This window comes from Pseudomonas sp. IB20, assembly GCF_009707325.1.
Lineage (GTDB): Bacteria > Pseudomonadota > Gammaproteobacteria > Pseudomonadales > Pseudomonadaceae > Aquipseudomonas.
On record NZ_CP046103.1, the window covers coordinates 525,366 to 546,449 of the forward strand.

Annotated in this window: 18 protein-coding genes; 12 read left to right on the top strand and 6 right to left on the bottom strand. The window is 61.4% G+C overall.

The features are described 5' to 3' along the window. The first annotated feature begins 5 nt into the window (after positions 1-5). Complete coding sequence (gene parC / locus GJU48_RS02335; RefSeq protein ID WP_094950985.1) at positions 6-2,270, top strand: DNA topoisomerase IV subunit A; 2,265 nt, start codon at positions 6-8, stop codon at positions 2,268-2,270. Positions 2,271-2,443: 173 nt separating this feature from the next. Then, positions 2,444-3,154 (top strand): PqiC family protein, encoded by a 711-nt coding sequence (locus tag GJU48_RS02340; RefSeq protein WP_094950984.1) that lies wholly within the window; start codon positions 2,444-2,446, stop codon positions 3,152-3,154. Between the two features lie 192 nt (positions 3,155-3,346). Here GJU48_RS02340 and GJU48_RS02345 read toward each other — a convergent pair whose 3' ends face one another. Next, complete coding sequence (locus GJU48_RS02345) at positions 3,347-4,882, bottom strand: AhpA/YtjB family protein (RefSeq protein ID WP_094950983.1); 1,536 nt, start codon at positions 4,880-4,882, stop codon at positions 3,347-3,349. A gap of 134 nt (positions 4,883-5,016) precedes the next feature. Here GJU48_RS02345 and serB point away from each other — a divergent pair, with 134 nt between their 5' ends. Further along, positions 5,017-6,231: a phosphoserine phosphatase SerB gene (gene serB / locus GJU48_RS02350; RefSeq protein WP_094950982.1), complete on the top strand. Its 1,215-nt coding sequence runs from the start codon at positions 5,017-5,019 to the stop codon at positions 6,229-6,231. Positions 6,232-6,375: 144 nt separating this feature from the next. Here serB and asd read toward each other — a convergent pair whose 3' ends face one another. The 3 genes from asd to GJU48_RS02365 are packed head-to-tail and all read right to left on the bottom strand — an operon-like array spanning position 6,376 to position 9,661. After that, positions 6,376-7,236 (bottom strand): archaetidylserine decarboxylase, encoded by an 861-nt coding sequence (asd, locus tag GJU48_RS02355; RefSeq protein ID WP_094950981.1) that lies wholly within the window; start codon positions 7,234-7,236, stop codon positions 6,376-6,378. A 16-nt stretch (positions 7,237-7,252) separates the two neighbouring features. Then, on the bottom strand, positions 7,253-8,068 hold the full coding sequence (locus GJU48_RS02360; RefSeq protein WP_094950980.1) for a rhodanese-like domain-containing protein: 816 nt from the start codon (positions 8,066-8,068) through the stop codon (positions 7,253-7,255). Positions 8,069-8,125: 57 nt separating this feature from the next. After that, entirely contained in the window at positions 8,126-9,661 is a 1,536-nt protein-coding gene (locus GJU48_RS02365) for an HDOD domain-containing protein (RefSeq protein WP_094950979.1), read from the bottom strand. A 166-nt stretch (positions 9,662-9,827) separates the two neighbouring features. On the opposite strand from GJU48_RS02365, the gene motA reads away from it, so the two are divergent. Together motA and motB are read left to right on the top strand one after the other, a co-directional pair. Further along, positions 9,828-10,679 (top strand): flagellar motor stator protein MotA, encoded by an 852-nt coding sequence (motA, locus tag GJU48_RS02370; RefSeq protein WP_053254041.1) that lies wholly within the window; start codon positions 9,828-9,830, stop codon positions 10,677-10,679. A gap of 3 nt (positions 10,680-10,682) precedes the next feature. Continuing rightward, positions 10,683-11,711 (top strand): flagellar motor protein MotB, encoded by a 1,029-nt coding sequence (gene motB / locus GJU48_RS02375; protein ID WP_094950978.1) that lies wholly within the window; start codon positions 10,683-10,685, stop codon positions 11,709-11,711. Between the two features lie 49 nt (positions 11,712-11,760). Here the strand turns inward: motB and rsgA are convergent, their stop codons facing one another. Then, the gene (rsgA, locus tag GJU48_RS02380; protein ID WP_094950977.1) at positions 11,761-12,792 is read right to left on the bottom strand and encodes a small ribosomal subunit biogenesis GTPase RsgA; all 1,032 of its coding nucleotides are present in this window, start codon (positions 12,790-12,792) and stop codon (positions 11,761-11,763) included. A 108-nt stretch (positions 12,793-12,900) separates the two neighbouring features. Between rsgA and orn the strand changes: the two genes are divergently transcribed. Then, positions 12,901-13,443 (top strand): oligoribonuclease, encoded by a 543-nt coding sequence (gene orn / locus GJU48_RS02385; protein ID WP_003188046.1) that lies wholly within the window; start codon positions 12,901-12,903, stop codon positions 13,441-13,443. Between the two features lie 190 nt (positions 13,444-13,633). Further along, positions 13,634-14,251, top strand: coding sequence for a trimeric intracellular cation channel family protein (locus tag GJU48_RS02390; RefSeq protein WP_169875734.1), 618 nt, complete (start codon positions 13,634-13,636; stop codon positions 14,249-14,251). Here GJU48_RS02390 and queG read toward each other — a convergent pair. Beyond that, complete coding sequence (gene queG, locus GJU48_RS02395) at positions 14,248-15,312, bottom strand: tRNA epoxyqueuosine(34) reductase QueG (RefSeq protein WP_094950976.1); 1,065 nt, start codon at positions 15,310-15,312, stop codon at positions 14,248-14,250. The genes GJU48_RS02390 and queG overlap by 4 nt on opposite strands. A 63-nt stretch (positions 15,313-15,375) precedes the next feature. On the opposite strand from queG, the gene GJU48_RS02400 reads away from it, so the two are divergent. Genes GJU48_RS02400 through miaA form a run of 5 tightly spaced genes read left to right on the top strand, consistent with a single transcriptional unit; the run spans position 15,376 to position 21,017 of the window. Then, positions 15,376-16,236: an NAD(P)H-hydrate dehydratase gene (locus GJU48_RS02400; RefSeq protein WP_094950975.1), complete on the top strand. Its 861-nt coding sequence runs from the start codon at positions 15,376-15,378 to the stop codon at positions 16,234-16,236. After that, positions 16,224-16,694 carry a tRNA (adenosine(37)-N6)-threonylcarbamoyltransferase complex ATPase subunit type 1 TsaE gene (tsaE, locus tag GJU48_RS02405; RefSeq protein WP_094950974.1) on the top strand — a complete coding sequence of 157 codons (471 nt, stop codon included), beginning with the start codon at positions 16,224-16,226 and terminating at the stop codon, positions 16,692-16,694. Before GJU48_RS02400 ends, tsaE begins: the two co-directional genes overlap by 13 nt. A gap of 17 nt (positions 16,695-16,711) precedes the next feature. Further along, positions 16,712-18,133, top strand: a complete 1,422-nt coding sequence (locus tag GJU48_RS02410; protein WP_094950973.1) for an N-acetylmuramoyl-L-alanine amidase — start codon at positions 16,712-16,714, stop codon at positions 18,131-18,133. Continuing rightward, entirely contained in the window at positions 18,133-20,046 is a 1,914-nt protein-coding gene (gene mutL / locus GJU48_RS02415; RefSeq protein WP_094950972.1) for a DNA mismatch repair endonuclease MutL, read from the top strand. The genes GJU48_RS02410 and mutL overlap by 1 nt, the downstream gene beginning before the upstream one ends. Continuing rightward, the gene (miaA, locus tag GJU48_RS02420; RefSeq protein WP_094950971.1) at positions 20,046-21,017 is read left to right on the top strand and encodes a tRNA (adenosine(37)-N6)-dimethylallyltransferase MiaA; all 972 of its coding nucleotides are present in this window, start codon (positions 20,046-20,048) and stop codon (positions 21,015-21,017) included. The genes mutL and miaA overlap by 1 nt, the downstream gene beginning before the upstream one ends. The last annotated feature ends 67 nt before the right edge of the window (positions 21,018-21,084 follow it).

The following is a 21,084-nucleotide window of genomic DNA, read 5'->3' on the forward strand; positions in this document are numbered from 1 at the left end:
CCCGCATGAGTGACATCCTCGCAGACAGCTTAGATGGCGTAGAACGCCGGTCGCTGGCTGACTTCACCGAAAGTGCCTACCTCAACTACTCCATGTACGTGATCATGGACCGTGCCTTGCCGCATATCGGCGACGGCCTGAAGCCCGTACAACGGCGCATTATCTACGCCATGAGTGAGTTGGGCCTGGACGCTGATTCCAAGCACAAGAAGTCGGCGCGTACCGTCGGTGACGTGCTCGGTAAGTTCCACCCGCACGGCGACTCGGCGTGCTACGAAGCCATGGTGCTGATGGCCCAGCCGTTCAGCTACCGCTACACGCTGGTAGACGGCCAGGGTAACTGGGGTGCGCCGGATGATCCCAAGTCTTTCGCCGCCATGCGTTACACCGAAGCGCGCTTGTCGCGGTATTCGGAAGTGCTGCTCAGCGAATTGGGCCAGGGCACCGCGAACTGGGGCCCGAACTTCGACGGCACGTTGGAGGAGCCTTTGGTGTTGCCGGCACGTTTGCCGAATATCCTGCTCAATGGCACCACCGGCATTGCGGTCGGCATGGCCACCGACGTGCCGCCGCATAACCTGCGCGAAGTCGCCGCCGCCTGCGTGCGCTTGCTGGATGAGCCCAAGGCCACGGTCGAGCAGCTCTGCGAGCATATCCAGGGCCCGGACTACCCGACCGAAGCGGAAATCATCACGCCGCGCGCCGACCTGCTGAAGATGTACGAAACCGGCAAGGGCTCGGTGCGTATGCGCGCCGTGTACCACATCGAAGACGGCGACATTATCGTCACCGCGCTGCCGCACCAGGTGTCTGGCGCCAAGGTGTTGGAGCAAATCGCCGCGCTGATGCAGGCCAAACCGTCGAAACTGCCGCAAGTTGCCGACCTGCGTGACGAGTCCGACCACGAAAACCCATGCCGTATCGTGATCATCCCGACCAACAGCCGGGTCGACCACGAAGTACTGATGCAGCACCTGTTTGCCAGCACCGACCTGGAGTCCAGCTACCGGGTCAACGTCAATATCATCGGCCTGGACGGCAAGCCGCAGCTGAAAAACCTGCGCAACTTGCTGGTGGAGTGGCTGGAATTTCGCGTACAGACCGTGCGCCGCCGCCTGCAATTCCGCCTCGACAAGGTCGAGCGTCGCCTGCACCTGTTGGACGGTTTGCTGATTGCTTACCTCAACCTGGACGAAGTGATCCATATCATTCGTACCGCCGAGCACCCGAAAGCCGAGCTGATCGCGCGTTTCGAGCTGAGCGAGATCCAGGCCGACTACATCCTCGATACCCGCTTGCGTCAGTTGGCGCGACTGGAAGAGATGAAGTTGCGTGACGAGCAGGATGCACTGCTCAAGGAACAAGCCAAGCTGCAAGCCCTGCTGGGCAGCGAAGCCAAGCTCAAGAAGCTGGTGCGCACCGAGCTGATCAAAGACGCAGAGACCTATGGTGATGACCGTCGGTCGCCAATCGTTCAGCGCGCTGAAGCGAAAGCTCTTACAGAAACCGAACTGTTGCCTAACGAAAAAATTACCGTCGTTCTGTCGGAAAAGGGTTGGGTTCGTTCCGCCAAAGGGCATGATATTGACGCCACTGGCCTCTCGTACAAGGCCGGTGATGGCTTCAAGACCGCTGCCGCCGGGCGTTCCAACCAGTTTGCGGTGTTTATCGACTCCACCGGGCGGAGCTATTCGGTGCCGGCGCATACCTTGCCGTCGGCCCGTGGCCAGGGCGAGCCGCTGACCGGGCGGCTCACACCGCCACCGGGGGCGAGTTTCGAGTGCGTGCTGCTGCCGGACGACGATTCGCTGTATGTGATCGCCTCCGACGCGGGTTACGGGTTTGTGGTCAAGGGTGAAGACCTGCAGGCCAAGAACAAGGCGGGCAAGGCGTTGTTGAGCCTGCCGAACAACGCCAAGGTGATCCTGCCGCGTACGGTGGAAGACCGTGAGAGCAACTGGCTGGCGTCGGTGACCACCGAAGGGCGTTTGCTGGTGTTCAAGATCAGTGACCTGCCGCAGTTGGGCAAAGGCAAGGGCAACAAGATTATTGGGATTGCTGGGGATCGAGTTGCCAGTCGCGAAGAGTACGTGACCGACATCGCCGTGATCCCGGAAGGCTCAACCTTGGTGCTCCAGGCCGGTAAACGCACACTGTCGCTGCGCCCCGACGACCTGGAACATTACAAGGGTGAACGTGGCCGTCGCGGTAACAAATTACCGCGTGGCTTCCAGCGAGTGGATGCGTTACTGGTGGAAACACCCGTTTGAAGCGAATTAGAGCCCTCGATCTACGATTTAACGCGTAGATCGACGCTTTCGCGCTGGAGTCATGGCGAATATTCACGGATGATATGCCCTTTCCAGCGTCGGCGTGGCCGAGCGTGTTTAGGTTATTTTTAGTATTACATTGTGGTTCGCCTTGTGGCAGCCACCTGGATGGGATGATGACTGCTCCACGCCTTCCTCTATTTTTGATGCTCGCTGGCCTTTTGGGGCTGGCGGGTTGCAGCACGCACCAACCGGTGTCGCTGTACCAGCTGGACAGCGGAAGTCCGGCTCAGCCAGCACAAACCGCTGGCATGGCCGTATTGTTGGGCCCGGTAGTCGTTGCTGACTACCTGCAACGCGAAACCCTGCTGCAACGTCAGAACGACGGCAGCCTGCAAGGTTCCACCGATGGTCGTTGGGCGGGCAGCTTGTCGTCCGATATCAACCAACTGATGTTGCGCCAGGTGGCGGGCCAGTTGGACAGCCAGCGTGTGGTGCTCGCGCCTGCGCCGACCGGCTTCACGCCGGATGTGCAGGTATTGCTGACGATTACCCGACTCGACTCGGGTACTTCGCAGCCGGCGATCCTGGATGCACAGTGGCGCTTGATCGACCGCCGTGGCCAAGTGCGCGATAACCGCATTGTGCACCTGCAGGAAGAGCACGCTGGCACCACCGCGTCTCAGGTCCAGGCCCAGGGCGTGTTGTTGCAGCATCTGGCTCAGCAGTTGTCGGTGGCGCTCAAACCGTTGGCCAACCAGCCTTCGGTCGCCGAGGCGCCGCGCAAACAGGCTCCAGCACAGTCCAAACCGGCAGCGCCGGAAAAGCCGAAGATGCCGATGGCTACGCCGATTCGTACGGATATGGAAGTGTTCAGGTTTTGATCTGAAACCGACTCACAAAAAAGGCCCGCTTACTCAGCGGGCCTTTTTGTTTGATCGTTCCCACGCTCTGCGTGGGAATGCAGCCTGTGGCGCTCTGCGTCACCCTTGTACATGGCTTGGGCCTGGCAGGACGCGGAGCGTCCCAAGAGGCGTCTCACGCAGAGCGTGGGAGCGATCATTGGTCTAGCAGTGTTATTCAGGCTTGTTGCGGGTCTCATGCATGCGTGCCAACTGCCGCTCCAGCATCGACGGATACGGCTCCATCAGCCGCTCCACGCAGCTCGCGCCTTCAGGGCTGGCAATCGGGCGGATACGCGCGCGTTGACGGATCAACGTGTCTTCGCTGATCTTGCGCTCCACCAGCAGCAGGTTGCGACTGTGTTGCGACAAGGCCAGCGCGTCCTGGGCGATTTCGGTGAGCAGTAGGTCGATCTGGCTCATGCCGAACAGATCATCGCCCACCGTCAGGCCGAGCTGCAGTTGCAAGGTGATGCCGCTGTCGGCCACTTCAATCTGCAGGGCGTGGCCCAAGGCGCGCAACAACTCGCCGCAGCAGATTGCATTAGTCAGATAATCTTCGCCGCTGTCTTCGCTGTGGAACAGCATCAACGTGCTGCCATCGTTCAGGGTGTGCAGCTCGCTCTGATACAGCGAAGCAGCCTGGTCCAGGCAGTCGCGGTAGCGTTCTAGCAACTCCGTCAGGCGGGCGCGGGGCAGGCGACGCAGTTGGTCCTGGGCACCCAGTTGCACGGCCAAGACGGCGCTGTGCTGGGGTTCGCTGCTCTTCACTGGCGCAGGCTTGGGAGCGACGGCAGGGGCGGCGGCCGACGTGTCGCGCAAATCGGAGAACGGGTCTTCATCGTCCAGTTCATCTTCTTCGGCCCTGATCGCCTGGCGTGTCGCGGGCTTGAGGCCGGCCACCGGCGCGCTTTCGTCAAAGCCCGGGTCGCGCAGGTCGCGCACTTCAAACTCGGGTTCGTCGTCGTAATCGGTGTCGTCGTACTCAGGCTCGGGTTCAACCTCGGGCACCACCGGTTCCGGGGCGAAGCTGGCGTGGAGTTGGCGGGCGAGGTCGCCGATTTCATCCTGACGATCAGTGGCCGGGGTGTGTTCGTCGATATCGCGCAGCCAGATGCGCAGTTGCATCAGCGGCGTGGAGATATGCCGACCCAGGCGCAAGCTCAAGGCCAGGGCCAATGCCAGCAAAATGGCGCTGAGGATGCCCATGCTCTGCAGGCTGATGGTCATCGGCTGCTGGAACTGCTGCATGTCGAGGCTGATGCGCAGTTGGCCGGCTTTCACATCCTGAAACGTGATATTGCTCTGATACAGGCCTTCGGCTTCACCCAGCAGGCCGTTTTTCGGGCGCTGCCCGGCTTCGGCCATGATCCGGTTGTCCACGCTATAGATAGCCGCGTGGGCCACCAGCGGGTTCTTGGTCAGGTTGTTGAGCAGCACGTTGAGGCTGAGGATGTCATTGGACACCAGCAGCTCAGTCGCCGAGGTGGCGGTCTGAGTGGTCAAGCTCTCGCCCAGGGCGTCGGCTTGCTCGTGCATGGCCTGCTTGAATTGCAAACCCATCACGCAGGCGTAGATCACCAGGGCCAGAGCGACCAGGATCACGTTATGGCTGGCGATGCGTAATGCGATCGGTACACGGCGGTGGCGCAGTGCCCGGAAGATCAGCAGGAAGAAGTTGTCGGTTTTTATTGGCGTAGGCCGGTTCACTTGAGCTCGGCTCTTTAGTCCGTGAAGTTGACGCGCAGTATAGCGACAGGCCTAGGACCGGCAAAGCGCTGGCTGTGCCCGATGGTCACTGAAAGTGGGTAGAATGCGGTTTTTTTCCAGCCTGGGGGTGCGCTTTGCGCGAAATTGTCCTGATAAACATCACTGGCGAAGACCGCCCGGGTCTTACGGCAGCCATTACCGGTGTTCTGGCCCAGGGTGGTGTGAACATTCTCGATATCGGCCAGGCAGTGATCCACGACACCCTGTCGTTCGGCATCCTCGTGGAAATCCCGAGCACCGAACAGGCCTCGTCGGTGCTAAAGGACATCCTGTTTACGGCGTATAAGCTGGATCAACAGGTGCGTTTCACCCCGGTCTCCGAAGCCGATTATCAGCATTGGGTGGAAGGCCAGGGCAAAAAACGCCACATCGTCACTTTGCTGACCCGCAAGGTAACCGCCGAACAATTGCAGCGCGTCAGCTCGATCACGGCCCAGTACGGTTTGAATATCGATCATATTGACCGTCTGTCGGGACGCATGCCGTTGGACACGCCAGCCGACAAGGGCAAGGGCTGCATCGAGTTCTCCGTGCGCGGCGAGCCGGCGGACCCTCAAGCCCTGCGCGCCGAGTTCTTGAGCGTGGCCCAAGAGCTGAATGTCGATATCGCCTTCCAGGAAGATTCGCTGTTCCGCCGTAACCGCCGCCTGGCGGTGTTCGACATGGACTCCACGCTGATCGAAGCCGAAGTCATCGACGAATTGGCCAAGGCCGCCGGTGTGGGCGAGCAGGTGTCCGAAATCACTGAGCGCGCCATGGCCGGTGAGCTGGATTTTCGTGCCAGCTTCAAGGAGCGCCTGGCCTTGCTCAAAGGCCTGGATGTGAGCGTGCTGGACTCGATCGGTGCCTCGCTGCGCCTGACCGAAGGCGCTGAAACCCTGTTCGCCGAACTCAAGCGCCTGGGCTACAAAACCGCAATCCTGTCGGGTGGCTTCACCTACTTCGCCAAGCAGTTGCAGGCCAAGCTGGGCATCGACTACGTGTTCGCCAACGAGCTGGAAGTGGTGGATGGCAAGGTGACCGGCGTGGCGGTGGAGCCGATTGTCGACGCGCAGCGCAAGGCGGACTTGCTGAAGGAGTTGGCCCACAAGGAAGGTTTGCGTCTGGAGCAGACCATCGCGGTCGGCGACGGCGCGAATGATTTGCCGATGCTGGCGATTGCCGGGCTGGGTGTGGCGTTCCGCGCCAAGCCACTGGTCAAGCAGTCAGCCAAGCAGGCGATTTCGACGTTGGGGTTGGATGGTGTGTTGTATCTGCTGGGCTTTCGCGACCGCGACAGTCAGCTGTAACTGTAGATACGCGGACCGATCGTTCCCACGCTCTGCGTGGGAATGCCGGCCTTGACGCTCTGCGTCAGCCTTAAGGTCGCGACGCGGAGCGTCACAGGATGCATTCCCACGCAGAGCGTGGGAATGATCAGTATCGGCTTCGAATCAGGCTTTAGGCGATGCGATGCCTTGGCCCATCTGCACTGGCGTACCCGCCACCAGTTCTTCAGCCCACTTAACCTGATCCGGCCCAAACAGCACAATTGCCGTCGAACCCAGCTTGAAGCGGCCCAGTTCAGCACCCTTCTCCAAGTGAATCGGCGCGCGCGCGGCTTCGTCGTAGCGGAAGGTTTTCAGCTCGCGCTTGGGCGGAGTGACCAGCCCGGCCCACACGGTTTCAATCGACGCGACGATCATCGCACCCACCAACACCACCGCCATCGGGCCGCGTTCGGTGTCGAACAGGCAGACAACACGCTCGTTACGTGCAAACAGCTCAGGCACGTTTTCAGCGGTGGTCTGGTTTACCGAGAAAATCCGACCCGGCACGTAGACCATTTCACGCAGCGTACCGGCCAATGGCATGTGCACGCGGTGGTAGTCCTTCGGCGACAGGTAGACGGTGGCGAAATCACCGCCCATGAAGGGGGCCGCCAACGCTGCATCGCCGCCCAGCAGTTCCAGCACGCTGAAGCTGTGGCCCTTGGCCTGGAACACCCGGCCGTGTTCAATCGGGCCGAGCTGGCTGACAGCACCGTCGGCCGGGCTCAAGACCGCGCCTGGGGTCTGATCCAGCGGGCGCGCACCGTCTTTCAAGGCGCGGGTGAAGAAGGCGTTGAAGTGCTCGTAGGCGGTCAGGTCTTCAACCAGGGCTTGGGACATGTCCACTTGGTAGCGCTTGGCGAACCAGGCGGTGAAGGCATTCTTGAACCAGCGTACGCGGCACTCGGCAATGCAGCCGGCCAGACGCGAGAGCAAGTGGTGCGGCAGCAAGTACTGGCTGAGGATAAACAACTGCTTTTTCATTAACTGTCCTTAAACCTTAAATCTCAACGGGGGTGTCGGGGTGGTTGCCCCATTCGCCCCAGGAACCGGCATAACCTTTGACTCGCGGATAACCGAGCGCCTTGGCCACCAGGTAGGTGAAGCCAGAGCGGTGGTGGGTCTGGCAGTGGGTGATGATTTCTTTATCTTTGGTCAGGCCGAGGTCTTCGAGGATCTGTGGCATGTCGCGGCGGATACGCAGGTTGCGTGCCTTGTCCATGCCGGCGGTCCATTCGAAGTTCACAGCGCCAGGGATGTGACCACCCTTGGCCGCGAGGACCTTCTCGCCGGAATATTCCAACGGGCCGCGTGCATCCCAGATGCCCAGGTCGGCCTCGCCGAGTCGACTTTGCAAGTACTCGCGCGTGGCGGTGGGGCCATCGTGCAAGGTCAGGCTGACTGGGCCGCCGACCGGGGCGGGCACCTCGGTGGACACGGGGTGTTTACCGTCCAGCCAGGCCAGCAGGCCGCCGTCCAGGTAGTGGTATTTCTGGTGGCCGATCACGTCGAGCATCCAGATGAAGCGCCCGGCCCAGCCGCCGCCCTCGTCGTCGTAGACCACGTAGGTGGCATCTGGGGTGTGGCCCAGTTCGCCGAAGAGTTTTTCCAGCTCGGCCTTGTGCGGCAGCAGGCCGGGCGCGGGCGCCTGGCCGAGTTGGGTGCGCTTGGGGTCAACGAAATGCGCGCCGGGGATATGCCCTTCGGCGTAGCGGGCGGCACTGGTGAGGTCCACCAGAATCAGGTGTTCGGCATCCAGTTGACCGAGCAGGTCGCTGGACTCGATCACCAGCGGCAAGCCAGAGAAGTCAGGCATGTGAGGTCTCCTGGGCACAAATGTTGGCGATAAAAGAGGGCGATTGTAGCGCAAGCATCAAGCGCTGCGGTTGGTAAAGCAGTGCAGGGCTTTCTCGATGCATTGAGCGGTTTTGCCGAAGGCTTGCACGGTGGTTTCCGAGAACGGCCCGCCGCCCTGGTCGGCGACCATCAGCATCACCACCTTGCCGTTGCAACTCAAGGAGCGTAGCAACAGGTGTTCGCCGGTGAACAGGCGGCGCAGGGTCGGCGGCAGCAGTGCCGAGAACTGCGCGTGATTGTCTGGCGTGAGGCGCACCTGGGCGGACTTTTCCAGCAGGCGCTGCAGCAGCGTGCTGTTGACCACGTCCAGGCTCAGGTTGGCGGCGTCCTTAGGCAAACCGTCTGCTTGATGCGCACGCAAGGTGCTCAGGGTGCGGTCGGCCATAAACAGCAACACTCGCTGCATGCCACTGGCGACCAAGGCTTCCTTGGCGCAGGTGGTCAGGTGCATGGCATTGGCAAAACGGCTCGGTTCTACCAGTAGCTCAGTGCAGCGATTGCGCCACACGGCCAATGATTCGGCAGTGGGCGGCGGCGCCGGCAACAGGCCGCGATGGACTTTCTGCACATGCCACGGCCAGATCAGCGATAACGCCGGGTGCCAGAGGTCCGGCATCAAGGTGGTGCGTGCGCTGGTCACCGCTTGCTGGTGAACCTGTTGCTGCACGTCGCTCAACGGTTCTTGCAGGTACAGCGCGGTGAGGTATTGCCAGCGCTCGGTGTGCGGGCAGGTCCAGGATTCCTGTGCCGACATCGCCAGGCCGTTGGCCAGTAGCACGGTGTTGGCCGGCTGGTTCAGCCAGCGGCGCAGGTTGGGGGCGGCATCGAGCAATTGCTGGTGGCGCAGGGCGTCGTCTTCGCGGGCGATGTGCAGCGTCTTGACCAGCAAGCGTTGCTCGGTGAGCAGCAAGTTGTAGCCTTGGGAGACCCAGATCGGCAGGTGCCAGGCCTCGGTCAAGCCGAGGCACACGTCCAGCAGGCGCACGCCAAACAATTCCTGCTCGACTTTGCGCGCCGACTGGCCTTTGTGGATAACGCGCAGTTCCCATTCTTCCAAGAGCTTGGGGTAGGCGACGGCCATCGGCCACAGCGGCGACAGAAACAGCAGGCTGCCCCAATGAATGTCTTGCCATAGCCGCGCCAGGCGGCTGGCGAACAAACCGTTGGCCTGCTGGGACGCGTGTTGGCTCACCAGCAGCAGTTGGCGAAGGGCCACGGGGATGTCTTTTTCCGGCACCGAAGGCAGGCGCGCCAACAATTCCTCGGCGCGTTTAAGGCCCAGGCGGTTGAGTGCCACTTCGAGGTTTTCCGCCGGCCCCGACAGGCTGCCGTGGGCCTGGCTATTGGCCTCGCGTATCACGCTGAGCACGAGCGCGGGGCTGTGTTGCATCAGCTCGGCAATATCTCGCAATGAGCTGCGGCTATTGCGAATGGCTTTGCACACACGCTCGTGACTGGCTTGGGGAACAGGCAGCAGCACGTCGTCCAGGCGCTTGATCCAAGCGGCGAGTGTGGTGGGTTTTGCAGTGGGTACTGTCGTTTCATTAGCCATGAGTGGGGCGCGATCATCACTTGCGTTCTACATGCCCGGAACGGGCCGAATTGGCTTTTCGCCTTAACGGGCTATAGTCTGGCGCAGTTTTGCCGATAAGTAGAACAAGAGTTTTCGGCTGCACCCAATATGTCCATGAACCCGACGGCGCAAGTACCAATCCCCTATGGCTAAAATTATCGGCATCATCGTCGTCTTCGCAAGCGTGCTCGGTGGGTACGTCCTTTCCCACGGTAAAATCGCTGCGTTGATCCAGCCCTTCGAAGTGATGATTATCGGCGGTGCGGCCTTAGGTGCATTCTTGCAGGCCAACCCCGGTTACATGACCATGCATGTGATCAAAAAGTCGCTGGGCATGTTCAGTTCGCGCTTCTCCCACACCTTCTACTTGGAGGTTCTGGGCCTGGTCTACGAGATCCTCAACAAGAGCCGCCGTGAAGGCATGATGGCCATCGAAGGCGACATCGAAGACGCCGCGGCTAGCCCGATTTTCGCCAAGTACCCGGCCGTGCTCAAAGATGAGCGCATGACCGCCTACATTTGTGATTACCTGCGCATCATGTCCTCCGGCAACATGGCGCCGCACGAGCTCGAAGGCTTGTTCGACATGGAGCTGTTCAGCCTTAAAGAAGAGTTGGAGCACCCTTCGCATGCCGTGACCGGCGTTGCCGACGCCATGCCCGGCTTTGGTATCGTCGCGGCGGTACTCGGTATTGTGGTGACCATGGCGTCCCTGGGCGAAGGCGACCAGAAGGCCATTGGTATGCACGTGGGTGCGGCCCTCGTGGGTACCTTCTTCGGTATTCTTGCGGCCTATGGCTTCTTCGGCCCACTCGCTACCTGCCTGGCCCACGATGCCAAGGAAGAGGTCAACCTCTACGAGGCGATTAAGGCGTGCCTGGTGGCTTCGGCGTCCGGTATGCCGCCATCGCTGGCGGTGGAGTTCGGGCGCAAGGTGCTGTACCCGAAACATCGCCCAAGTTTTTCCGAGCTGGAACAAGCGGTTCGCGGTCGCTAAACCATGGAAAACAACCAGCCGATAATCATCAAGCGCGTCAAGCGCTTCGCTGCGGGGCACCATGGTGGTGCCTGGAAAATCGCCTTCGCCGACTTTGCGACGGCGATGATGGCGTTCTTCCTGGTGCTGTGGCTGATGTCGACCGCCACGCCCGAACAGAAAATCGCCATCGCCGGTTATTTCAAAGACCCGATTGGCTTCTCGGAAAGCGGTACGCCGTTTGTGATCGACCTGGGCGGCTCGCCGCAGTTGGCGCCTGAGCGCACCATCAACCCCGAGGTCAAGACCGAATCGCCGCAGGAAAACATCCCGATTGAGCGCGAAACTGTCGAGAGCATGGCCGATCAGGTCGAGAAAGAGCGCCTCGAGTTGTTGCTGCAGGAACTGCAGACCAAGGTTGAAGAGAACCCGCAGCTACTGAAATTCAAGGACCAGATTTCCTTCGAAATCACGCCTGAAGGTCTGCGCATCCAGATCACCGACGCTGCCAACCGGCCGATGTTCGACTCCGGCAGCGCGCGCCTGAAGCCCTACTTTGAAGACATCTTGCTGGCCATGGCCGACACCATCAAGGCGGTGCCGAACAAGATCAGCATCAGCGGTCACACCGACGCCAAGCCGTATTCGGGCCAGGGCGACTTCGGCAACTGGGAACTCTCGGCCAACCGCGCGAACGCCGCGCGCCGTGCGCTGGTGGCAGGCAGCTATCCCGACCCGCAAGTGGCGCGTGTGGTGGGTTTTGCTTCCTCGCAGCTGTTTGATCCTAAAGACCCGTTCAACCCGATCAACCGTCGGATTGATATCGTCGTGCTGACCAAAAAGGCCCAGCGCGCGATTGAAGGCGATCAAGGCGCAGCGCCGCCGGTACCGACCCAAGGCGAAGGTGCGCCAGGCGAAGTGCCGGCCGACCCGAACGCCATTCCGCCGGGGCAGGAGCCGTTGCCGGCGCATGAGCTGCGCCAGAAGCTGAACCTGTTTGATGATGGCGGGGTGAAAGACCCGACGGCGCCTGCGCCGGCGCCCGGGTCGTAATCCACATGCAAAAAGGCCGCGATGATCGCGGCCTTTTTGTCAGTGCGGTTTAGTAACTGCTCTCAGGCAAGCTCGCAATAATCGACCGATAGCTGTTCATCCGCTGCTGCTGCACGCGGCCGTCTTCCAAGGCCTTGAGCAACGCACAGCCCGGCTCGCGGTCGTGTTTGCAGTCGCGGAAGCGGCAGGTACCGATCAAGTCGTTGAACTCGATGAAGCCCGCTTCCACATCCCTGCGGCTGACGTGGCCGAGGCCGAATTCGCGGATGCCTGGGGAGTCGATCAGCTCACCGCCGCCGGGGAAGTGGAACAACCGCGCGGTGGTGGTGGTGTGAGTGCCCTGGCCAGACAGCTCTGAGAGTGGGCCGACGCGGGTGTCGACTTCCGGTAGCAGGCTGTTGACCAGCGACGACTTGCCCACGCCCGACTGGCCGACGAACACGCTGATGCGCCCGTCCAACTGCTGTTGCAGCTGTTCCATGCCGTTGCCGTGATGCGCCGAGACTTCCAGCACCGGGTAACCCAGGGTGCGGTAGACCGCCAGCAACGCGTTGAGCGCCGGGGCGTTCTGCTCGTCGATCAGGTCGAATTTGTTCAGCAGCAACAGCGGGCGAATACCGGCATGCTCGGCTGCGACCAGATAGCGGTCGATCAGGTTGGCATGCGGCTCGGGCAGCGGCGCGAACACGATCACGATCATGTCGACGTTAGCGGCCACCGGCTTGAGCTGGCCACGGCTGTCGGGGCGGCGCAGTTCGGTGGTGCGTGGCAACTGGGCGACGATCACGCCGATACCCTGGTTGCCGGCACGCCACACAACCTTGTCGCCGGTCACCAGCGCAGGCAGGTTGGCGCGCAAGTGGCAACGGGAAACAGAGCCTGCGAGTTCGCCTTCGAGCGCCTCGACTTCGACCTGCACACCAAAGTGCGCGATCACCAAGCCCGTTTGTTCAGGGCCTAGGTCGCCGCCCTCGAGCGCTTCCACGGCGGAGGATTCACGTTTGGCGGCGCGAGCGGCGCGTTCACCTTGAATCTTTTCGATGCGCCAGTTTTGGCGACGATTGAGCTGGCGTTTGGCCATTGGTGTTCCGTGTCGATAATACAAAGGTTAGGTAAAACGGTCGCGAGTCTAGCACGGCCCCGCCTGCTAAACTGCGCAGCTACGCCAAGGTGCAAAGAGAATCAAGCCATGCAAAACCCACAGAACCTGATTTGGATCGATCTGGAAATGACCGGTCTGAACCCCGACACTGACGTCATCATCGAGATGGCGACGATTGTCACCGACAGCAACCTCAACACCTTGGCCGAAGGTCCGGTGATCGCCATTCACCACAGCGACGCCGTGCTCGCCACCATGGACGAGTGGAACACCCGCACCCACGGCAACTCCGGGCTGACCCAGCGCGTGCGTGACAGCCGTATCAGCATGGCTGAAGCTGAGGCTCAAACCATCGCTTTCCTGGAGAAGTGGGTGCCCAAGGGCAAGTCGCCGATCTGTGGCAACAGCATCTGCCAGGACCGCCGTTTCCTTTATACGCATATGAAAGGGCTGGAAAGCTACTTCCATTATCGCAACCTGGATGTGTCCACCTTGAAAGAACTGGCCGCGCGCTGGGCGCCGGAAGTTAAAGATAGCTTCCATAAAGGCAGCACGCATTTGGCGTTGGATGACATTCGCGAATCGATCGCTGAGCTGCAGCATTACCGTAAGCATTTCATCAAGGCTTGAAGATGTAGTGCCAGGCCTGGCGCCTTCGCGAGCAATCCCGCTCCCACATTCGACTGCATTCCAAAGGTGGAACTCGGTCAAATGTGGGAGCGGGCTTGCTCGCGAAGGCGCGCCTCGGTCTTTCGCCAAGCGCCCCCTTTTGGTGCCATCACCAAATGATTAGACTGCGCGCCTCTTTGCAAGGATCGCCATCATGCTGTTGATGCTCTACCTCATCGCCATCACCGCCGAAGCCATGACCGGCGCGCTGTCTGCCGGGCGGCGCGGCATGGATTGGTTTGGCGTGGTGCTGATCGCCTGCGTCACCGCCCTGGGCGGCGGCTCGGTGCGCGACGTGCTGTTGGGGCATTACCCGCTGACGTGGGTCAAACACCCGGAATACCTGGTGCTGACCTCCATCGCTGCCTTGGTGACGATCTTTATCGCACCGCTGATGCGCCATCTGCGCTCGCTGTTCCTGGCGCTGGATGCTGTGGGGCTGGTGGCGTTCACCCTGATCGGCTGCATGACCGCCCTGGAAATGGGCCACGGTATGTTGGTGGCGTCGGTCAGCGGCGTAATCACCGGGGTGTTCGGCGGCATCCTGCGGGATATCTTCTGTAACGACATTCCGCTTATCTTCCGTCGGGAGCTGTACGCCAGCGTGTCGTTCCTGGCCGCCTGGTTCTACATGCTCTGCCTTTATCTGGAACTGCCCAGCGAGCAGGCGATTCTGCTGACCCTGTTCAGCGGCTTTCTATTGCGCCTGCTGGCGATTCGTTTTCACTGGGAAATGCCCAAGTTCGTCTACAACGACGACGTGCACTAGCGCGTAGCGTGTTGGTTGAGCGCCCACTCCACGTGTTCGCGCACCAGCTCCGAGGGGTAATCCCGGCGCGCCTTCAAGGCCTCCAGTACTGGAATGCTCGAGGGCGCATTGCCCAGGCCCACGGCCAGGTTGCGCAGCCAACGCTCGTAACCGGCGCGGCGTAGCGGCGAACCTTCAGTGCTGCTGAGGAATTTGTCCTCGTCCCACATAAACAGTTCGGCCAGCTCGGCGTTATCCAGATTGTGCCGCGGCTTGAAATCGCTTTCGGCGGTGGGGCGAGCGAAACGATTCCACGGGCAAACGATCTGACAGTCATCGCAACCGAACACGCGATTGCCGATCAGTGGGCGCAAGTCTTCCGGGATTGCGCTCTTGAGTTCGATAGTGAGGTAGGAAATGCAGCGTCGCGCGTCCAGTACATAGGGGCCGACGAAGGCATTGGTAGGGCAGATGTCCAGGCACGCCGTGCAGCGGCCGCAATGTTCGGTGGAGTGGGGTGGGTCTACCGGCAGCGGCAAATCGACAAACAGCTCGCTCAAGAAGAAATAGCTGCCGGCCTTGCGATTGAGCACCAGGGTGTTTTTGCCGATCCAGCCGAGGCCGGCTTGTTCGGCGATGGCTTTTTCGAGCACCGGCGCGCTGTCAACAAACGCGCGAAAGCCGAACGGGCCGATTTGCGCCTGGATACGGTCAGCCAGTTGCTGCACGCGTTTGCGGATCAGCTTGTGGTAATCGCGGCCTAGGGCGTATCGGGAAATGTAGGCTTTTTCTGGCTTGGCCAGCAGCTGCGCCATTTGGGTGTCGCCTGGCAGATAATCCATGCGCAGCGACACCACGCGCAAAGTGCCGGGCACCAGCTCATCGGGGTGCGAGCGTTTGCTGCCATGGGCGGCCATGTAGTCCATCTCGCCGTGGTAGCCCGCGTCGAGCCAGCGTTGCAGGTGCTGTTCATGCTCGGCCAGGTCCAGGCCGCTGATGCCGACTTGTTGAAAGCCCAGCTCACGGCCCCAGTCTTTGATCGATTGGGCGAGGGCGGGCAGATCGGTGGTGATGGCAGGCATGAGACAAGGGAAACCGCAGGTTAGATAGGTATAATTCTGCCAGACATCGGAGCTTGAAGACGCATGCCGCAGACAAAACACGCAATAACCGACGTACAGCCCCTGTTGCACGGCCATTTGCCGCAACTGGCTGCACGTTCCCCGGAGGCCCATAAAGGCCAATTCGGCCACCTCTTGGTCATCGGCGGCGACCGCGGCTTTGGCGGCGCCGCGCTATTGAGCGCAGAAAGTGCCTTGCGCAGTGGCGCGGGCATGGTCTCGCTGGCGACCCGCCCCGAACACATCCCCGCCGCGCTGGCGCGCTTGCCGGAAGTCATGACCGTTGGCGTGAGTTCGGCCAACCAGTTGATGGGGTTGCTGGAAAAAATCTCGGTCATCGTCATCGGCCCGGGCCTTGGAGAGGCTTCCTGGGGCAAAAGCCTGTTGTCCGTTGCCGCCAATGCCAAGCAGCCGCAGGTCTGGGACGCCGATGCCTTGAATCAATTGTCTATCGGCAGCGTGAGCCTGCCGGCGAACTCGGTGATCACGCCACATCCGGGTGAAGCTGCGCGTTTGATGGGGATCTCGACAGCCGAGGTTCAGGCCGATCGCTCTAAGGTTGCGCGCGCGTTGAGCCAGAAATTCAATGCAGTGGCTATTCTCAAGGGGGCTGGCAGTTTGATTGCCAGCCCGGACGGACGTGTTTCGCGCTGTGACCAGGGCCACCCGGCGATGGCCACGGCAGGGTTGGGTGATGTATTGAGCGGTCTGGTGGGCGCGTTGCTGGCCCAGGGCATGCCAGCCTATGAGGCAAGCTGCCTGGCCGTGTGGTTGCACGCCACGGCCGGGGATCGCCAAGGCACCTTTGGTCGCGGGTTGGCTGCCAGCGACCTGATACCTGCCATTCGTCAATTGCTGGAGGAACAGTCGCCGTGTCTGAAGTAACTCTTTTTCTGGCCGATGAAGACGCGATGGTCGCGTTGGGTCATCGCATCGCCCAGGTTACGGCCGGCGCAGGGCTGATCTTTCTCGAAGGCGACCTTGGGGCGGGCAAGACCACGCTGTCGCGCGGGACTATTCGCGGGTTGGGCCATACGGGCGCGGTCAAAAGCCCGACGTTCACCTTGGTCGAACCCTACGAGATTGGCGAGATTCGCGCCTTTCACTTCGACCTCTATCGCCTGGTAGACCCCGAAGAGCTGGAGTACATGGGCATCCGTGATTATTTCGACGAAGACGCGCTGTGCCTGATTGAATGGCCAGATAAAGGCACAGGCTTTTTGCCAAAGCCGGACCTGACCATTACCATTACGCCGCGTGATCACGGACGTCAGCTGAAGTTGTTGCCCCAGAGTGCGCGAGGCCAGTCGTGGTGCGCCGCTCTGGCACTGGAATTCAAATAAAATTGGTGGGGTTAGGTATGCGCTTTCGCGCGATGGTTGCTGTCGTAGGGGTGTTGCTTGCGGCAATGACTTTCAATGCTCTGGCTGCTTCACAGGTGAAAAGTGTTCGCCTGTGGCGAGCGCCGGATAACACGCGACTGGTGTTCGACCTGTCTGGCCCGGTCCAGCACAGCGTCTTTACCCTGACGGCGCCTGATCGCCTGGTGATCGACATCAACGGTGCGACCCTGGCCGCGCCGCTGAAAGTCTCCACCGCCAACACGCCGATTACTGCGATGCGCTCCGCCCAGCGCACGCCGACCGACCTGCGTGTGGTGATCGACCTGAAAAAGGTCGTAACCCCGAAAAGTTTTGTGCTTCCCCCGAACGCCCAATACGGCAACCGGTTGGTGGTCGACCTGTTCGACAATGCCGCCGATGCCGCGCCGCCGCCTGCGCCGACGCCAAGTGTGGCCACTGTGCCGGCCGTGCCAGTCAGCCCGGCGCAGCCACAGGTCAAGCTGCCGCCGCCACCACCGGCGCCTGCGGGCAAGCGCGACATTATCGTGGTGATCGACGCCGGCCACGGCGGTGAAGACCCGGGCGCCTCCGGCTCGCGCGGCCAGCATGAGAAAGACGTGGTACTGGCTATCGCCCGTGAGCTGCAGCGTCAGGTCAATGGCATGAAAGGCTATCGCGCCGAGCTGACCCGTACTGGCGACTATTTCATCCCGTTGCGCGGCCGTACCGAAATCGCGCGTAAGAAGGGCGCCGACCTGTTCGTGTCGATCCACGCCGACGCCGCACCTTCTACCGCCGCCTTCGGCGCCTCGGTGTTTGCCCTGTCCGATCGCGGCGCCACGTCCGAGACCGCGCGTTGGCTGGCCGACAGCGAAAACCGTTCCGACTTGATCGGCGGGGCCGGCAACGTGTCCCTCGATGACAAAGACAAAATGCTCGCCGGCGTGCTGCTCGATCTGTCGATGACGGCGTCGTTGACCTCCAGCCTGAACGTGGGCCAGAAGGTCTTGAGCAATATCGGCCGCGTCACTTCCTTGCATAAGCAACGTGTGGAACAGGCCGGGTTCATGGTGTTGAAGTCGCCGGACATCCCATCGATCCTGGTGGAAACCGGGTTTATCTCCAACGCCAACGAAGCCTCGAAGCTGGCCAGCGCCAGCCACCAGCAGGCGCTGGCGCGTTCGATCAGTGCCGGTATTCGCCAGTTCTTCCAGCAGAACCCACCGCCGGGCACTTACATCGCCTGGCTGCGTGACTCTGGGAAAATCGCTCAGGGCCCACGTGACCATCGCGTGCAGCCCGGCGACACCCTGGCCATGCTGGCCGTGCGTTTCCAGGTGTCGGCCGCTACCTTGCGCAGCGCCAACAACCTGAAAACCGATGAATTGAAAGTTGGCCAGGTGTTGACCATCCCTGGCACCGAATTGGCGGCGCAGTAATGAGCGAATCTGTCCTCAACAGCGGTTCGCGCATCGAACTGCTCAGCCCACGCCTCGCCAACCAGATTGCCGCGGGCGAAGTAGTTGAGCGCCCGGCGTCGGTGATCAAGGAGCTGCTGGAAAACAGCATCGATTCCGGCGCCAAGCGCATTGATGTCGACGTGGAGCAGGGCGGCGTCAAGCTGCTGCGCGTGCGCGATGACGGCAGCGGCATCTCCTCCGATGACCTGCCGCTGGCCCTGGCGCGTCATGCCACCAGCAAGATTCGTGACCTGGAAGACCTTGAACGGGTGATGAGCCTGGGCTTTCGCGGTGAGGCCCTGGCGTCTATCAGCTCGGTGGCGCGCCTGACCCTGACCTCGCGCACCCGCAGCGCCGAGCAAGCCTGGCAAGTGGAAACCGAAGGCCGCGACATGGCGCCTCGGGTCCAGCCGGCTGCGCACCCGGTGGGCACGTCGGTGGAAGTGCGCGACCTGTTCTTCAATACCCCGGCGCGGCGTAAATTCCTCAAGGCCGAAAAAACCGAATTCGATCACTTGCAAGAAGTCATCAAACGCCTGGCCTTGGCGCGCTTTGACGTGGCGTTTCACCTGCGTCACAACGGCAAGACCATCCTCAGCCTGCATGAAGCCCATGACGACGCCGCGCGTGCTCGACGTGTATCGGCCATCTGTGGCGCTGGGTTCCTGGAGCAGGCGTTGCCGATTGAAATCGAGCGCAACGGCCTGCGTCTGTGGGGTTGGGTCGGGTTGCCGACCTTCTCCCGTAGCCAGGCAGATTTGCAGTACTTCTTTGTGAATGGCCGCGCGGTGCGCGACAAACTGGTGGCCCACGCGGTGCGCCAGGCTTACCGCGATGTGTTGTTCAACGGGCGGCATCCGACTTTTGTACTGTTTTTTGAGGTCGACCCATCGGTGGTTGACGTCAACGTGCACCCGACCAAGCACGAAGTGCGCTTCCGTGACGGGCGCATGGTGCATGACTTCCTTTATGGCACCTTGCACCGTGCCCTCGGCGATGTGCGCCCGGATGATCAGCTATCGGCGCCGATCGTGACGGCGGTGGTGCGGCCGAGTGGCCCGGAGGCCGGTGAGTTTGGCCCGCAAGGCGAAATGAGCCTGGCGGCCAATTTGCTGCAATCGCCGCAGCCACAGCCTGCTTATACGGCGCCGGGTTCCGGGTCGGGTGCGGGTTACCAGTATCAATACACACCGCGTCCGCAATCGGCGGTGCCGGTGGCCGAAGCCCAGGCGGCCTATCGCGAGTTTTTCGCGCCGCTGCCGGGTGCCGAGCCCGGCGCTGTCGCGTTGCCGGAGGGCGGTGGGGATATCCCGCCGCTGGGCTATGCGTTGGCACAGCTCAAGGGCATCTACATCCTGGCGGAAAACGCCCATGGCCTGGTGCTGGTGGACATGCACGCCGCCCATGAGCGCATCATGTACGAGCGCCTGAAGATCGCCATGGCCAGCGAAGGCCTCAGCGGCCAGCCGCTGTTGGTGCCGGAATCCCTGGCCGTCAGCCAGCGTGAAGCCGATTGCGCAGAGGAGCACCACAGCGTGTTCCAGAAGCTCGGCTTTGAACTGCAGCGCCTGGGCCCGGAAACTCTGGCAATCCGCCAGATTCCCGCGCTGCTCAAGCAAGCCGAAGCCAACCGATTGGTCGCCGACGTGCTGGCGGACCTGATGGAATACGGCACCAGTGACCGTATCCAGGCGCACATCAACGAGCTGCTCGGCACCATGGCCTGCCACGGTGCCATTCGCGCCAACCGCCGCCTGGCCTTGCCGGAAATGAACGGCTTGCTGCGCGACATGGAAAACACTGAGCGCAGCGGGCAATGCAACCATGGCCGGCCGACTTGGACCCAAATGGGCCTGGACGATCTGGACAAACTGTTCTTGCGCGGCCGTTGATGAGTGCCTTGCCCCCCGCGATCTTCCTGATGGGCCCCACGGCCGCCGGCAAGACCGACCTGGCCATCGAGCTGACCAAGGTGTTGCCGTGCGAGCTGATCAGTGTCGACTCTGCCCTGGTTTACCGGGACATGGACATCGGCACCGCCAAGCCTTCAAAAGCGCTGCTGGCCGAGTATCCGCATAAGCTGATCGACATTATCGACCCGGCGCAGAGCTATTCCGCAGCGGATTTTCGCACTGATACACTGGCCGCCATGGCCGAGATCACCGCACGGGGTAATATTCCGCTGCTGGTGGGCGGTACGATGCTCTATTACAAGGCTCTGCAGGAAGGCTTGGCGGATATGCCGCCGGCCGACGCCCAGGTGCGCGCCGAACTTGAAGAAGAGGCTGTACGCCTTGGCTGGCAAGCCCTGCACGACCAGTTGGCGGCGATTGACCCGGTGTCTGCCGCGCGCATTCACCCCAATGACCCTCAGCGCCTCACGCGCGCTCTGGAAGTTTGGCGGGTCAGCGGGCAGACCATGACTGAACACCGGCTGAAACAAACTGCGCAAAGTGCTGATGCAGGCGCGTCTGGACAGGCACAATTGCCCTATACTGTGGCGAATCTGGCCATCGCTCCGGCAAATCGTCAGGTGCTGCATGAACGAATTGCACAAAGATTCACAATTATGTTGGAACAGGGGTTTGTGGATGAGGTCGTAGCACTGCGTTCACGAGGAGACCTGCACGCTGGGTTGCCTTCGATACGTGCTGTTGGCTACCGCCAAGTCTGGGATCATCTGGATGGCAAGCTGACGTCAGCCGAAATGCAGGAGCGCGGCATCATTGCCACGCGCCAATTGGCGAAACGCCAGTTCACCTGGTTGCGCAGCTGGAGCGATTTGCACTGGCTGGACAGCCTGGACAGCGACAATCTGTCACGCGCCTTGAAATACTTGGGAACGGTCTCCATATTGAGCTGAGTCCTTGCAATTGCCGTCTATCCTTGGGGGTGTGACGGCCATAAGCTATCTATTTTCCGAATTTTAT

Coding starts and splice junctions, on each gene's coding strand:
- motA (WP_053254041.1), top strand. CDS start 9,828: ATGGCTAAAATTATCGGCATCATCGTCGTCTTCGCAAGCGTGCTCGGT.
- GJU48_RS02365 (WP_094950979.1), bottom strand. CDS start 9,661: ATGGCTAATGAAACGACAGTACCCACTGCAAAACCCACCACACTCGCC.
- GJU48_RS02360 (WP_094950980.1), bottom strand. CDS start 8,068: ATGCCTGACTTCTCTGGCTTGCCGCTGGTGATCGAGTCCAGCGACCTG.
- GJU48_RS02340 (WP_094950984.1), top strand. CDS start 2,444: ATGATGACTGCTCCACGCCTTCCTCTATTTTTGATGCTCGCTGGCCTT.
- GJU48_RS02410 (WP_094950973.1), top strand. CDS start 16,712: ATGCGCTTTCGCGCGATGGTTGCTGTCGTAGGGGTGTTGCTTGCGGCA.
- orn (WP_003188046.1), top strand. CDS start 12,901: ATGCAAAACCCACAGAACCTGATTTGGATCGATCTGGAAATGACCGGT.
- rsgA (WP_094950977.1), bottom strand. CDS start 12,792: ATGGCCAAACGCCAGCTCAATCGTCGCCAAAACTGGCGCATCGAAAAG.
- mutL (WP_094950972.1), top strand. CDS start 18,133: ATGAGCGAATCTGTCCTCAACAGCGGTTCGCGCATCGAACTGCTCAGC.
- motB (WP_094950978.1), top strand. CDS start 10,683: ATGGAAAACAACCAGCCGATAATCATCAAGCGCGTCAAGCGCTTCGCT.
- queG (WP_094950976.1), bottom strand. CDS start 15,312: ATGCCTGCCATCACCACCGATCTGCCCGCCCTCGCCCAATCGATCAAA.
- miaA (WP_094950971.1), top strand. CDS start 20,046: ATGAGTGCCTTGCCCCCCGCGATCTTCCTGATGGGCCCCACGGCCGCC.
- asd (WP_094950981.1), bottom strand. CDS start 7,236: ATGAAAAAGCAGTTGTTTATCCTCAGCCAGTACTTGCTGCCGCACCAC.
- GJU48_RS02400 (WP_094950975.1), top strand. CDS start 15,376: ATGCCGCAGACAAAACACGCAATAACCGACGTACAGCCCCTGTTGCAC.
- parC (WP_094950985.1), top strand. CDS start 6: ATGAGTGACATCCTCGCAGACAGCTTAGATGGCGTAGAACGCCGGTCG.